The sequence below is a fragment of the Spirosoma pollinicola genome (assembly GCF_002831565.1).
GTDB classification, from domain to species: Bacteria; Bacteroidota; Bacteroidia; order Cytophagales; family Spirosomataceae; genus Spirosoma; species Spirosoma pollinicola.
In genome coordinates this window covers 7,535,185-7,548,049 of record NZ_CP025096.1, presented here as the reverse complement: position 1 = coordinate 7,548,049, position 12,865 = coordinate 7,535,185, and the positions used below count along the sequence as shown (strand labels likewise).

16 protein-coding genes are annotated in these 12,865 nt (G+C 45.1%); 7 read left to right on the top strand and 9 right to left on the bottom strand.

Annotation, left to right across the window (positions count from 1 at the left end):
- The first annotated feature begins 47 nt into the window (after positions 1-47).
- On the top strand, positions 48-1,589 hold the full coding sequence (locus CWM47_RS31800; RefSeq protein WP_100992583.1) for a serine hydrolase: 1,542 nt from the start codon (positions 48-50) through the stop codon (positions 1,587-1,589).
- Between the two features lie 190 nt (positions 1,590-1,779).
- On the opposite strand, the gene CWM47_RS31795 is transcribed toward CWM47_RS31800, so the two are convergent.
- Positions 1,780-2,100 (bottom strand): hypothetical protein, encoded by a 321-nt coding sequence (locus CWM47_RS31795; protein WP_100992582.1) that lies wholly within the window; start codon positions 2,098-2,100, stop codon positions 1,780-1,782.
- A gap of 72 nt (positions 2,101-2,172) precedes the next feature.
- On the bottom strand, positions 2,173-3,330 hold the full coding sequence (locus tag CWM47_RS31790; RefSeq protein ID WP_100992581.1) for an acyltransferase family protein: 1,158 nt from the start codon (positions 3,328-3,330) through the stop codon (positions 2,173-2,175).
- Positions 3,331-3,631: 301 nt separating this feature from the next.
- Between CWM47_RS31790 and CWM47_RS31785 the strand changes: the two genes are divergently transcribed.
- From CWM47_RS31785 to CWM47_RS31765, 5 genes are all read left to right on the top strand, one after another.
- Positions 3,632-4,021: a hypothetical protein gene (locus CWM47_RS31785; RefSeq protein ID WP_157816105.1), complete on the top strand. Its 390-nt coding sequence runs from the start codon at positions 3,632-3,634 to the stop codon at positions 4,019-4,021.
- A gap of 66 nt (positions 4,022-4,087) precedes the next feature.
- Entirely contained in the window at positions 4,088-4,588 is a 501-nt protein-coding gene (locus tag CWM47_RS31780) for a hypothetical protein (RefSeq protein ID WP_100992579.1), read from the top strand.
- Between the two features lie 178 nt (positions 4,589-4,766).
- Entirely contained in the window at positions 4,767-5,411 is a 645-nt protein-coding gene (locus CWM47_RS31775) for a DUF2306 domain-containing protein (protein WP_157816104.1), read from the top strand.
- A gap of 417 nt (positions 5,412-5,828) precedes the next feature.
- Positions 5,829-6,026 carry a hypothetical protein gene (locus CWM47_RS31770; RefSeq protein ID WP_100992577.1) on the top strand — a complete coding sequence of 66 codons (198 nt, stop codon included), beginning with the start codon at positions 5,829-5,831 and terminating at the stop codon, positions 6,024-6,026.
- 58 nt (positions 6,027-6,084) lie between these two features.
- The gene (locus CWM47_RS31765) at positions 6,085-7,062 is read left to right on the top strand and encodes a tyrosine-type recombinase/integrase (protein WP_100992576.1); all 978 of its coding nucleotides are present in this window, start codon (positions 6,085-6,087) and stop codon (positions 7,060-7,062) included.
- Between the two features lie 200 nt (positions 7,063-7,262).
- On the opposite strand, the gene CWM47_RS31760 is transcribed toward CWM47_RS31765, so the two are convergent.
- The 6 genes from CWM47_RS31760 to CWM47_RS31735 all read right to left on the bottom strand — a co-directional run bounded on the left by CWM47_RS31760 (position 7,263) and on the right by CWM47_RS31735 (position 11,677).
- Positions 7,263-7,796 carry a hypothetical protein gene (locus CWM47_RS31760; RefSeq protein ID WP_100992575.1) on the bottom strand — a complete coding sequence of 178 codons (534 nt, stop codon included), beginning with the start codon at positions 7,794-7,796 and terminating at the stop codon, positions 7,263-7,265.
- Positions 7,797-7,886: 90 nt separating this feature from the next.
- Entirely contained in the window at positions 7,887-8,675 is a 789-nt protein-coding gene (locus CWM47_RS31755) for a hypothetical protein (RefSeq protein ID WP_100992574.1), read from the bottom strand.
- A gap of 99 nt (positions 8,676-8,774) precedes the next feature.
- Positions 8,775-9,101, bottom strand: coding sequence for a hypothetical protein (locus CWM47_RS31750; RefSeq protein ID WP_100992573.1), 327 nt, complete (start codon positions 9,099-9,101; stop codon positions 8,775-8,777).
- A 43-nt stretch (positions 9,102-9,144) separates the two neighbouring features.
- Positions 9,145-10,821, bottom strand: coding sequence for a hypothetical protein (locus tag CWM47_RS31745; RefSeq protein WP_100992572.1), 1,677 nt, complete (start codon positions 10,819-10,821; stop codon positions 9,145-9,147).
- Positions 10,822-10,853: 32 nt separating this feature from the next.
- Positions 10,854-11,048, bottom strand: a complete 195-nt coding sequence (locus CWM47_RS38400) for a hypothetical protein (RefSeq protein WP_143100761.1) — start codon at positions 11,046-11,048, stop codon at positions 10,854-10,856.
- An 11-nt stretch (positions 11,049-11,059) separates the two neighbouring features.
- Positions 11,060-11,677 (bottom strand): hypothetical protein, encoded by a 618-nt coding sequence (locus tag CWM47_RS31735; protein WP_100992570.1) that lies wholly within the window; start codon positions 11,675-11,677, stop codon positions 11,060-11,062.
- 112 nt (positions 11,678-11,789) lie between these two features.
- Here CWM47_RS31735 and CWM47_RS31730 point away from each other — a divergent pair, with 112 nt between their 5' ends.
- The gene (locus tag CWM47_RS31730; protein WP_100992569.1) at positions 11,790-11,981 is read left to right on the top strand and encodes a hypothetical protein; all 192 of its coding nucleotides are present in this window, start codon (positions 11,790-11,792) and stop codon (positions 11,979-11,981) included.
- 560 nt (positions 11,982-12,541) lie between these two features.
- On the opposite strand, the gene CWM47_RS38395 is transcribed toward CWM47_RS31730, so the two are convergent.
- Positions 12,542-12,799 (bottom strand): hypothetical protein, encoded by a 258-nt coding sequence (locus CWM47_RS38395; protein ID WP_157816103.1) that lies wholly within the window; start codon positions 12,797-12,799, stop codon positions 12,542-12,544.
- Positions 12,800-12,865 lie beyond the last annotated feature (66 nt).

Sequence of the window (12,865 nt, the reverse complement as noted above, 5' to 3'; positions counted from 1 at the left end):
AAGGGCATACCAAATACAACCTCTCTACTCATAAACTGACTTAACACATGAATAAAACAACTTACAGACTGATTCTTGCTTTATTACTCCATCAACTCAAACTCTTCGGCCAAACGCCTGCTTTTGTTACGGATAGCCTCGATACGTACATTAAACGGAATATGGCAGCGAGCAAAATTCCGGGGTTGGCCGTTGCCATCGTTGAAAACGGTAAGGTAATTGTAGCCAAAGGGTACGGCCTCAGACAGGTTGGTAAACCTGATTCGGTTGATGCCAATACGCTCTTTTACATGGCTTCCAATACCAAGCTTTTTACAGCTACCGCCCTAGCCAGCTTAGCTGATCAAAAGAAATTATCCCTCGACGACAAGGTACTAAAACACCTGCCCGATTTTGCCTTGTATGATACGCTGGCCACAAAAATGGTGACCATTCGTGATTTACTGGCGAACCGACTTGGCGTAAAATCGTACGAAGGAGATTTTGTCTACTGGAATTCAGATTATACCATGCAGGACGTCATGAAGAATCTGCGATTAGTGAAACCAGCGGGCCAGTTTCGACAGGATTATAGTTATTCCAATGCCGGCTTTGTAACAGCGGGGTTAGTCATTCCTAAGGTGACGGGGCAGTCCTGGAATTCATACGTTGACCAGACTATACTCAAACCGTTAGGAATGGCTAATACTTACCTCTTAACGGCCAATTATGCCAAGCAAAAAAATATTGCTTACGGCTATACAAACTGCTGTACAAGTGGGGGGGAGCTAATGCAGGTAGCCTTTGACAATCTTGACAATCTGGGGCCTGCCGGAGGAATGGTCTCATCAGTCAACGATATCAGCAAGTGGTTAATCATGCAGCTGGACTCGGGTCGCTATGAAGGAAAACGTATCTTACCCTACTCCGTTCTTGAGGCTACCCGCCGGGCTAGTACAATTATTACGTACAAAAAACACCCAATAGCGCCCTTTACCTATGAATTTTATTGTCTGGGTATTGGCTTGTTTGACTATCAGCATATGGACGTCTATTCTCATGCTGGAGGAGCCTTTGGCTTTCATACCAATACAACCTTTGTGCCATCCCGAAAACTGGGAATCGTCGTTTTAATAAATCAGGATAACAGTAATTTTCACGAATCACTACGCTTTCAAATCCTGGATGCTTATGCAAAAGCGCCCTATGAGGACAAGAATGCCTACTTCTATGAACGAAGCCTCCGTCGGGATAAAAAGCAAAGCCAGGATATAAAAGAACTGGAAACTAGAGTCGCTAAAAATAATCAACCCCCAATACCGCTATCGGCTTATACTGGAACTTACCGAAATCCACTTTATGGAACGATAAGGATAGAAGTAGCCACCGAAAGCAAATCGAAAAATGGCTTACTGATTCATTTTCAACATCATCCAGATTTAACGGCCAGACTTGATTATATGGATAAGGATGAATTCCGGATTACATTTTCTAACCCCCGTTTTGGCATAGCACCTGCTTTATTTAGTACCCAAAATGGTAAAGGCGTGAGCGTTGACGTGAAAGCAACTGATTTTGTCGATTTCGAACCTTACCGGTTCACGCGCTGATGTAACCCGCTTCATTACTAAAAAAGGAAACCAGATCTGGTTTCCTTTTTTTATACTACCTTAAATTGATACGTTGGTCGTCCGAACTTCTCAGTTTCATACGTTTGTAGTGGTAAGAAACAGAATAAAGGATAAAACAGATACCCATCAGGAAGCGATCAAGCGGGTGAACAATTTAACAAACAGTTGCCTATTTGGAACTACACCCGGTTTGATTTCTGATCGGTAATGAACCAGGGAAGTATATAGACTGGTAAGCCAGCCAGAGAAAGCAGATCCCGATAAGGACAACCGCCCCAATCTCCGAAAGGATGACCAGGTGATTAACCAGCTGTTGAATCATACCCAATAGAGAGTGACCTTGAATCCAGCCCTGTTTGCTCATGTAAGCAGTTTGGTTCACATGGGAAAGGAGCGTAAGGGGGGCTTTTAGCACGAGCCAAGACCACCCATTGAAAGCGGTGGTTAGCAACATGAAACCAATAAATTGTTTTTCGCTTCGAGTCATCATAACAGCTAGCGTTTATAAGTTGATTTGAGTGGAAACAACTTACTAAATAGAATTTAGATAGTGAACTGATTTTTATTGCCTAGAGGACAAAATAAGGGACGGTTTAGGTTTTGTTGTATAACGATTAAGGAGCGGCTTTTCTAGGGCATACCAAGCTATACTAGCCAGACAGACAGTCAACAGAAAGTAAAAAGTTAGTTCAAGGGTATGATGCTGTATAATGGTCGTCGAATTACTGGAAAAAAGAAGCTGCTCAATCTCGCTCCAGGCGTAACGCGTCGGGTATATTACGGACATATGCGCGTTATAAATTAGATTGTGAACTATATAAAGTCCGTAGCTGATCGACCCCAAATATTGAAAAACTGGGTTTAACAACAGATATCCCCCCCAGCGACCTAAACTCTGATGACAGTACCCGATCAGGTAACCGCCGAAGAGCGCAACCGCCAGCCGCACACTCACTGCCGTGACGGGATTGCAATAAGCCCCAAATCCACTCACTTCCCAGTAAATTCCCAGCAGGAGCACCGTTAACCAGAGTAAAAACAGGGTTCTGAGAACAAGTGCCGAGGAAAAAAACTGGCTTGCCCACTGTGGTTTGATTAGTTGTAGATAAGCAACCAATAAGCCAATGCCGTAACAATCTAAACATCCCAGAACGGACTCGTAGCTGAATGGCCACCAACTGGGTTCACCTTTCCAGTAATAAGCGCCCCCCCGAAATACACAGCTGCAACTGATAAGGAGGAGGGCCAGTACTGGCAACCGATTGAGGGGACACAACCAGATTAAAAGTGGAATGAAAATATAAAGTTGTTCTTCAGCAGATAACGACCAGAAGTGGTCTAGGAGCGAATTAGGGTTGTTAATTAAGTAGTAGTTTGCCGTAAACGTGAAAAAATAAACCCACTTCTGACGCACTACGTCATTTCCTGCTAACAACAGGATTAATAGGGTCAGAAAATAAAGCGGAAAAATTCGCTGAGCCCGTCGGCGGTAAAAGTGCAACAGATAATCGTTAAAGCTGGTATTAGTCAATTTTGACTCGATTAGGAGTCGACTGATTAAAAATCCGCTTAGTACCAGAAATAATGAAACGCCCCCGTTTCCAGCCATCAACACGTGGTGAAAAATAGGTACCCAGTGATCAAGCAGTACTAAACCAAAAGCCCAGGCTCGAAGACCGGTTAACGCAGGAATGTGCCTAAGGGTTAGGTGTTTATGCATAGGTAAAGCTGTTAGACTGCTAACGAAATACTAGGATGATAGGGTTGATAAAAAGTCAGTATAATCCTAAAATTAAACTATGTTTTATTTAAATTTGCTAAATTGATGTGGAAATTATTTCGTTTTAACGAAAGTCAGCGAAATCTAAGTACCTGCCATTCGTCAGAAGAAGTGAAGATCATTCAAAAAATATAGAATCATTTATACTTGAATATCCCTATGCAAGCAGCAACAATGAGTCTTGATCGTCCTTACACTGATCTTATGCCCAAGGACATATTTATCTGGAACTTGTTTCACCATGCCTCCAGGAAGTGCATTCTTGAATTTTGTCATTGCCTCTTATTGGCTGTGGCATTCTCCAGTATCTCACACGGTCCGGCTACTGCCAGGATTATACATAAACGTGGAGAAGGAACCGTATTTCAAGATCATTATAGACCGTTATAAAGTACTTAAGTCGATAAAAAAGCAGGGACTAGCCACGCTTGAAGAGAAGGAAGAATTTAAGAAAATTGAGCAAACTATAGAAGAAATAAGCCCTACACCTCGATTGTTATTAGCGAAATACTATCCAAATGTGCTGCTTGGGGCAGTTGTATTAGCTTTTGTAAATTACCGGTTCTACAGGATTTTTCCTGAGACGATGAAATTATTATTCGGTGAAAGCATCTGGCAACATTTTCAATAAAATTTTGAGAACTTAACTCAAATCATAAGTATTAAAAACTGATTGTAACCGACAAAATCTAATCACATGAAGCTCTTTACACAAACCCGTTACTATCAATATTTTTCCCCATTCATCTGCCAAATCATTCCGGCTCATCCAGCCCGAGATTTTTGGACCAGGATTTTACTGGCTTTTCTGTTAAGCCGTAGCCTGGAGAGTTTAATTGACTTGGTAGAACCTGTACTGGGATCACCAATCGATAATACCTGGCAATACTGTACGTATCTGGGTCTGGAGACACTTGGGTATGGTTCATGGTTTTGGGGAATCTGGTACGGCCTGGTACAGACTATAGATTTTGCCTTTCACCCGCATCCGAAATCGCTATTTTCAGCTGCTAACTCAGCCTTTGTGCTGACTTGGATATTGGTGATGGGTGCCATTCAGTTTGTAAACCGTACCGTTGAGGCAACGTACGCGGAGATCATAACCGTTTCGCTACTAATTGCCTTTATGGTCAGTGTTATTATCCCCACTTGCTTGGGTCCCCGTCAGTCCTTCAGCCAGGGCGAGTCCGTAGATTAAATCACTAAATAAGGTAAGCATACCCGTGCGCTAGCCAAAAGATAACAGCTAATTAATGGCCTGCCTAAGTCGAATTGGCGGCCCCCTTGATCACCATCTTAAATTGATTACTAAATGCCAGGTTCATCGACTGGAGTCTGGTAATCTGTCAGCTACCCAACAGGGGCCATTAACAACCATGCTTTACCAATCTTTTTTACTAGTTCATATTCTCGCCGGCAGTATTGGCCTGCTGATGGGGCCCCTGGCCATAGCGGTCAAAAAAGGGGGGCTAGCTCACCGCCGCCTCGGTATCGTCTTTTATTATGCCATGCTCGTGGTGGCTAGTTCAGCCCTGGTACTGGCCATCCTGCACAACATCCCGTTTCTGTTTGCAGTGGGTATTTTCAGCGGTTACATGAACATTACCGGTTACGCGATCCTGCGCCAAAAACGGCAGGGATTTCTCAACCAAACGGGTCTACTAGAGCGGGTCACTTCCGTTTTAATGCTGCTGTTTAGCCTCTACTTCCTGGGCTACGGAATTTACATTCTTTTTCAGCGCGATTATTTTGGGTTAGTCTTCATCTTTTTCGCCCAAAGTTCGTTTCGCATGTTGTGGCAGGACTGGCGCTTATTCAAACAACAGGGAGTAGCACCATCCACCTGGTTACTGGTTCACCTAACGCGCATGATCGGTACGAGTATTGCTGCCTACACGGCGTTTCTGGTCGTCAACAGTTCATCCAGGGTGAGTCTGGTGGGCTGGTTTTTGCCAACTCTGCTGGGCGTGCCCATTATCGTGTACTGGAGCCGGAAACTAAAGAAAAAAAGAGCCCTATAATTAATTCGCATGGAGATGATTTTACTTCGTACACTTCACTTCCCAGGCGACTCAAGCGTGAAGTCGATGATGCTTATGGCCCTAAGCGAACCGTATGCGCGGGAGACTGCCCGATAGCCCCCGATACGGTTCACGCGGATCCAAGAAAATTCGTTACATCAGAAAGCATTATAACTATAACTACAGGTGTCGTTACCTACGATAACCCTTACTTATCGTAGGTAACTATTTTTTCTGTACATTGCCCGTCAATTCTAGATTAACGGGCAAGTTGCTTTGTATCGTCGCCCTAGTGGCGCGTTTATTGCCGCTTGCAACTAGGGCGTCAGTGGTGGTCCTGTCGTTACGGGTCAACTACCATAAAGCTAAGAAGAGAACCAGGCCTAAAAGCTGTATTCGTAAAACATCAATCATATCATGGACCTAAACCAAATCCAACAGGCAATTGCTAATTTACCAGAGGCCGAGTATAAACGACTCACCGAATGGATTACCGAACACGATTTCGCCAGATGGGATAAACAGATCGAACAGGATCTGGAGAGCGGCCGCTTAGATCCGCTCCTGAAAGAACTAAAGCAGGAGATACGGGAGGGTAGAACGACCTTACTGTAACGGTGGGTAAGCCCTGCTGCAATCATTTTTTACTTCGGCCATCGCCCCACCTTACTTTATGGAAACAGGTGAATCACTACCGGCTGTTTATAGCCAGATCACACCCGATGGTCAACGACTGCCGGGCCTGAATGAACAGCAACAAAAAGCACGGGAGTTCTATGAAAGTGGACTCTACGGAGCACCCAATTCAAAAAAAGCCTACCAATCCGATGTAAAGCAATACCTGGCCTGGTACCACCATAAAGGCTACGAAGCCCTGCCGTCGACGTCTCAGGCGCTGGCTGAATACATGACCGAACTTTCAACCGACAAAGGCTATTTTACGCTTCAGCGGCGGCTGGCCAGTATTGCCAAATACCACCGGATTCATAACCTGCCTTCGCCGACAACCCATGAGCAGTTTAAGCTATTTATGAAGGGGGTAAGGCGAGAAAAGACGATTCGGCAAAAACAGGCCCTGGCCTTCACCCTGGACGAGTTTAGAAAAGCGGTCGACAGCCAACCCCTGACGCCTACCGGTCTACGTAACCGGCTTATCTTGTTGTTGGGATTCACGGGTGCCTTCCGGCGTCAGGAGCTGGTCGATATCAATGTAGAATATCTGGAGTGTCGTTCCGATGGTGTCTTAATTACAATCAATCATTCGAAGACGAATCAGGATGGGGTTGAAGAAGCCAAATTTGTAGCGAAAGCAAAACAGGAAGCGTATTGTCCTCTTCGTACCCTTCAACAGTGGCTGACGCTCATCAACCGGGCCGAAGGGCCTTTATTTGTTCGCATCCGCAAGGGAGAACGACCAACCCTGGACCGTTTATCCGATGATTACGTGAATCTGCTGGCCAAGGCTGCCTTCGGTCAGTACTATTCCGCCCACTCCATGCGCGCCTCCTTTGTGACCATCTCCAAAGACGCGGGCGTCGATAACCGGAAGATTCAGAATCAAACCAAGCATAAAACAACCCAGATGATTGATCGATACGATCGTCGGCGGGATGTCATTTACCAGAACGCATCAACGGAACTCGATTTGTAATTTTTTACCAAGAAAACAACGAACGAGCACTTATTCGTAAATACGTCCTATGCCGCCGGATTGATGGCCATCAATCAACACAGCATTCAGAAGTCATGCCTATACTCGATAATCAACGTTGAAGATAAAACCGGAAAAAGCGCCATCCCGACTACGAAGGCTAACCTCTCCCGGTTTGGTATGATGTTTCAGTACTTAACTTATACGAATGATTTCCTCACCCGTAACTGGCGTGGCCAGTAGCAAAAAGCAAAGGTTAGGGCTACCGAAACATAACATACCGCGCTCAGTACCGTTGCTCTGTCCGCTGTTATGACAGTTAAAGCCTTTAGCATTTCTTGGTTGGCCATAGGTAAACCCCACCCTAAAATCATTAGGATAATTAACGCACCGATAAGGTCAATTACAGAATTTTTATCAGTCAAATCTAAATTACGAATCGCCCAGCAGGATGGCAAAATTAGTGAAATGGATATCAGGCACATTACTGGTACAAAAAGCAAAAGGTAGCCAAGCGAGTACTCGGTTTCAGTCCCTGAAGCAAACAAATGAAGTGGCTCGATTACCGACCAACAAAAGGAAAATATTTTACTATAAAGATCAGCAACCGCAACTGGCAGAGTAACTAATACAATTCGTGCGATCGGCTGGGTCAGGTCTGTAAAAAACGGATACCTCTGTTCCAGATTAGTAGTCAGACGATCAATCCTTTCATTAATTCGAAAAATATCCATGGCGATTTAACCGGTTAAAAGGTGAAAAAAGACTTATAAGTCGGGGGAAATTAATAAGGCTGTGAACGAGTGAATAGACGAGAAAAGGTATTAGCCTGACGAATTCATTGAATCGTTGTCAGGCTCACGGTAAGGACCGAAAAATTCTTCGGGACGGGGAGTCAAGCTCAGGCTTATTGATTGCTGCCAGGGTAAATGCATGAGGTAATACCCGATAAACCCTGCTACCAACAAACAGCACAAACCTGTAGTACAGTAGTAGAGAAAGATTAGTAAAGAGCCAAGAAAATCAACCAGTGATTTATAGGGTATGAAGGTTGAGCCGGGTAATAAATCAACTAAATCAGTACCACCGACTCCGCCCCGTAACGGACTGCTTCCCGGTAGATAATGGGTTCGGCCAAAAGGTTCAGACATTACATCGGACGGGTGAGCAAACTCGTCGGGTAGCGGATTATGTAGCAAATGGCATACCGAAAGTCGGTAGGCATACTGGTTGGCTTTTTTGGGTTGTTGCCGAATGAGTGTTATCCCGTACAGTATAAGCCGGTTGAGATCGTCCTGGCTTAAGCGTTTAGCGACGTAGATAAAACTTTCTCTAGGCAAATCGAATAACCCCTTAAACTGATAGTTATCCTTTTTGGAGAGCTTAATGTGATTTGGAAAAATCGTTGCTGACACTAGATCAGACTCGGCAGTAAGGGTACTACCTGGGGGAGCATACAGATAGGAGCCAGCAGCCTTACCGTACCGAAATGGCTTATAGGCAAATGAATTAGCCGCATGGTGATCCGCTTTTGCAGGTGGATTTGACCTATAGCCCATGTAGCCTAGAAAACCCAGGGTTCCGGCGCAAAAAAGAAAAAGCAATGTTTTCATAAAGGTCTTTTATACAGCACAAGGCTGTTTTATGAGGTGGTACGTTGACAACTGGGGTACGAGTAAACGGCAGGGCTTTAGTAGGCAGCTGCTGGTAAATCATGTAGGTTTACCCCTGGGTAGCCAAAAACAAGGCAAGGATTCTTCACCACGTACCCAGACCTGAACCCCATCGCTCAGCCGTTCGACAACCGTAAGCGGCTTAAATTCAGGTTTATCATGTAATTCAAGGGCGTACCCCTGGGAATCACTAATCAGCTTGTGACGAATTTTTCGAACCGTTTTAATGAGCATGACGGAAAGCACACCATCATACTTCTGGGGCCGTCGGTTGCGGCTTCGACTGATTGTGACCAGGAATTGTCCCGGACGAGGCTGCTCATCATCAGGATGGAGATAATAGGTTATCTTTTTAAACGCTTCCATAACTAGTGAATTTTAACGACTGTATTTGGTGGTGCGAATGTGTTTAGGACTGAGCCATCTTACCGGCAGATAGCTTATCGATCTGCTCTAATTCAAATCGACCGAAATACACGTCTCCCCCTTCAGCAATCGTTGCAATCTGTTGACCGTTCAGGCCCAGCGATCGACAGAAAGCAAGTGATTCATCGCTATGGGTTTGAGCCGACCAGTCGAGTACTTTTCCGCTCTCCAGCACGTATTCGACCGTGCGGGCTAAATGAAACATGCCAACGGCGTGTGAGGCTAGTGATTTAGGGCAGTTCAATGAGAAATAAAGTCGAAAGGCTGCACTGTAGAGTACGTCGCCAGTAACTGTTGTATAATTCTTATGGGAATTGATCAGACTAATCAGTCGCTTTACCTGAAAAACGCTACCCCCTGTTGAGCATATCTGAATAGATACCCGGTCTGGACTGACCCGGTTGAGCGGAACGCGATGGGCATAATCCGCTAGAAACTCATTGTATTTAGCTTCCAATCTTTTATAGGTTTTCTCATCGATGGCCGCAATGCTAAAAAAGTAAACCTTCGAAACCGCAGGTATTATAGGTTGGGATGAAGGTGGCGACTTGAATGACACCTCCGGAGCGAAGTAGCGGGTTTTCAGCCGATCGACTAAAAACTGACGATGGCGAGTTATGGCAACCGCTGGATTAGCCGTGTATGATTGATAATAATAAGGTCCATAGACCGTTTCAACGCGTGTACGGCAGGTCTGGCAATTGGTTGTCATCTCATTTACCGGTCGTTTACGCTCGACCAGCGACCGGCCAAAACACTCGGGGCATAGCTTAACCTCACGGGTTGGCAGTGAACTAAGTAATTCTGAGTCCGGTAAGGCGAGCCGATCTAAATATTGGTTTCGGTAATACGTAGTTAACTGGTTGTTGGAAACAATTTCATCGATGGGCACTTCATCCAAAAATTGATCGGGATGTGTTTTTTCCCCGGATAAATTGTCAGTAGAATACGCATCGGCTTCAAATACTGGTTCTGCAGTTGCCTTCTGAAGCAATGAAGTAAAATTTTGATTAGCCAGGATTAGAGAATCCCAGTCTATAGAATTACCCTTATTCTGCTCATTGAAAGCGACCTCAATGCAGTCGGCAATGGATGTAAGCGCTGATTCGTAGCTAGCATCAATAGTATTCGTTGACAAATCAACGGCTAAATCTACCTGATCGTCATTTTGCAAGCGGGTATCCAACTCAGTCAGCATTTGGTCCAGCTCAGGTGAATCAGCTACAAGCCATCGGTTTAATACCAGGTACGCGTAACGACTTAAGGTATAATTGAATTGATGGGCCGGTATGGCCCGCCTGCCATCGTTTTCAAAATAGCGTTGAACGGTTGGTTTCGCTTTGGCTATCATTGATTTCAGGTGGTCAATACACTCGTTCTCATCATAGGCCAGTTGGGTTAGGTCAACCAGAAACTGCGCTACCTGATAGCGTAGCAAGAAAGCGTTTGACGGATCGTATTCTGTTTGGTTTTCGAGCGTTCTGCGTTTGGACTTCAGAAAATTGCCTACGTTCCAAGCCGAGTGCTTGACCTCAACCGGTGAAGTCGACGAAAGAAATAGCCCTTCGTTGATAAATCGATTTATTACTGTATCAGCCCTGTTTAACTGCCGTTCCGTGAACTGCTTCAACAAATCAAATTTTTCCTGTAGAGAATCCATAGTCGTCGGATCTAATGGGCAAACAACCCTGGTTAAAAAGTCAAGTGAATCCGGTAAAGCGTCTGAACAGGGCGTTTAGCAGGTGGGGCAGGATGCTGCTTGGCACACACATGGACAATAAAATGCGCAATGCTTACCCCCCCGAGCAGGCAAAACAGAACGATGGCAACCAATCTAAAAAGCCAGACCCGGTAAGGCCGGTTTTGGGTAAGTGAGCTGGATTTCATTATATAGCTAGTTAAGTGGTAATACGAGCTGATATAGGCGTAGATAGGTTTGTTTCCAGCACCTGGAAGAGCCAGGCCAATCGATTATCCTGACGAGTCAGTAAATTGATTAGGCGGCTGCCCGATAGTAGGTGTATCGAGCAGGTACAGCTAAGGTGTACCCCGTGGCAACGGTTGGTCACCCCCAGATGGATAAAAAGACCACCGACTTGATTGAGCTGACACAGGTGGCCGAACTCGTTGACCCAGGTAGGGTTTTTGCGGAGGGAACCTTGGCAACAGGCAACCAGCATCCGTTCCCCATTAGTCCCTTTTAGGGCAAAAACAGTGAAGGCTAATTTGTCAGTAGCTAGCTCAACCTGTAGATCGTCGGTAACCAAACGGCGAAAGCCAAGCTTGACAATTTCAACGAAAATGGGACAGTCTACCTGTTTTAAAAACCTCAGACGCCGGGCTTCCAGGTTAGGTTTAGCCAAGGTCAGGAAATCAGTGTAAGCCGCTGAGCTGGCAAATTGCAAACTCCTGGGGTTTTTGGTCAAATCGGGTTCGAAGCTAAACCAGACCCAAAGTAACCATATCCCCAGCAGAAGTAGCAGTATACCGATAAGCCAGTGTTGAGCCAGTGTCATTATCTAAAATTCATTTCTTTTGTGACTATTAAAATAAATTTTAAATATTTTTACATCCTAATATTTTGTCGTTTTTAACGCCATAATTTTCAGTAACCGGCCGACTCATATTATGACTACTGGATCAGAATTCATTCCGGCACTCCCTAGGGTACGTCTGCAGTTGACCATGTATTTTGCGTATCAGGGCCAGCAACGGCCTGATTATGCGGCCTATACGACCACCTTCGAAGCGGTCAAAGCGGGTAAACGAACGGCCACCTTACGGAAGAAAGAATGGTATAAAAAAAAACCCTGGCATTAACAGGCGCTCTTAAGGCTTCAGCCGGGACACTTACTGGTAATCTGGTTGGGGAAAGTGGTAGGTCAGGGCGAGCGCCTTATAGTTAAGGTGTTACAAGAGCCTGTAGAGTTAGTCGGCAGTCTAACAGATGATAGGTTAGAAGACCTGTCACAGTGTGAAGGATGGACAGTGGATTACCTTAAGCACAATGGATACCAGCAGCTCCAGGGTTGCATTCAACTGCGATATACAGTCATGGAAGTCTAAAATTGTTGGGTCGCAAAAAAAAGCAGGATAATACTATCATCCTGCTTTCTGATTCTATCCACACCATATCCGCCAACGCAAACCAGCGGTTTAACGTCTGGCAGATTAAGTGATTAAAAGTACTATTAATTCGATTAAATTAGTTTAATTTAAATGAAATTTAAATTATATTTTAAGTCCGATCAAATTGCTATCGCACAAATCAAAATCTAATTTTTAAGGATGTAGTTGCATTTATGACCGGGCCACCACAGGCCAAGCAGAGCGCAACTCCGAGGTGGTCCGCTCAGATGGCCCCCGCCCTCACCGGAGAACTACATAAGGATCAAGAAAAGGAATAGAGCAATGGCCAGTACCAGCCAGGAGCCGATGCTGGACGAACCTTTCGAACGAGGAGTTGAGGGCCTCCTGTAAGCAGCTGATTTGGTCGACCTGGCCATCGAGCGTTGCCCTGCTTTCGTTAGGGCCTTGCCTATATTAAAAGAATTGATCAGAACCGTTCCCATGATCTTGGCTCCGCCATCAAACCCTTTGCCTGGTGATAAAAGGGATCGGGGTCTTCTCCTGGCCATAATGATTTGTCTGTTCTGTTGCGGTTGCTTTTTTAGACACCCTTCTTTGCTACCCCTTGCAGTCTG

Bases quoted from the DNA above. Each gene is read 5' to 3' on its own strand.
- CWM47_RS31765 (WP_100992576.1), top strand. From the start codon at position 6,085: ATGGAAACAGGTGAATCACTACCGGCTGTTTATAGCCAGATCACACCC.
- CWM47_RS38395 (WP_157816103.1), bottom strand. From the start codon at position 12,799: ATGGCCAGGAGAAGACCCCGATCCCTTTTATCACCAGGCAAAGGGTTT.
- CWM47_RS31800 (WP_100992583.1), top strand. From the start codon at position 48: ATGAATAAAACAACTTACAGACTGATTCTTGCTTTATTACTCCATCAA.
- CWM47_RS31770 (WP_100992577.1), top strand. From the start codon at position 5,829: ATGGACCTAAACCAAATCCAACAGGCAATTGCTAATTTACCAGAGGCC.
- CWM47_RS31750 (WP_100992573.1), bottom strand. From the start codon at position 9,101: ATGGAAGCGTTTAAAAAGATAACCTATTATCTCCATCCTGATGATGAG.
- CWM47_RS31730 (WP_100992569.1), top strand. From the start codon at position 11,790: ATGACTACTGGATCAGAATTCATTCCGGCACTCCCTAGGGTACGTCTG.
- CWM47_RS31780 (WP_100992579.1), top strand. From the start codon at position 4,088: ATGAAGCTCTTTACACAAACCCGTTACTATCAATATTTTTCCCCATTC.
- CWM47_RS38400 (WP_143100761.1), bottom strand. From the start codon at position 11,048: ATGAAATCCAGCTCACTTACCCAAAACCGGCCTTACCGGGTCTGGCTT.
- CWM47_RS31735 (WP_100992570.1), bottom strand. From the start codon at position 11,677: ATGACACTGGCTCAACACTGGCTTATCGGTATACTGCTACTTCTGCTG.
- CWM47_RS31795 (WP_100992582.1), bottom strand. From the start codon at position 2,100: ATGATGACTCGAAGCGAAAAACAATTTATTGGTTTCATGTTGCTAACC.
- CWM47_RS31790 (WP_100992581.1), bottom strand. From the start codon at position 3,330: ATGCATAAACACCTAACCCTTAGGCACATTCCTGCGTTAACCGGTCTT.
- CWM47_RS31745 (WP_100992572.1), bottom strand. From the start codon at position 10,821: ATGGATTCTCTACAGGAAAAATTTGATTTGTTGAAGCAGTTCACGGAA.
- CWM47_RS31755 (WP_100992574.1), bottom strand. From the start codon at position 8,675: ATGAAAACATTGCTTTTTCTTTTTTGCGCCGGAACCCTGGGTTTTCTA.
- CWM47_RS31775 (WP_157816104.1), top strand. From the start codon at position 4,767: ATGCTTTACCAATCTTTTTTACTAGTTCATATTCTCGCCGGCAGTATT.
- CWM47_RS31785 (WP_157816105.1), top strand. From the start codon at position 3,632: ATGCCTCCAGGAAGTGCATTCTTGAATTTTGTCATTGCCTCTTATTGG.
- CWM47_RS31760 (WP_100992575.1), bottom strand. From the start codon at position 7,796: ATGGATATTTTTCGAATTAATGAAAGGATTGATCGTCTGACTACTAAT.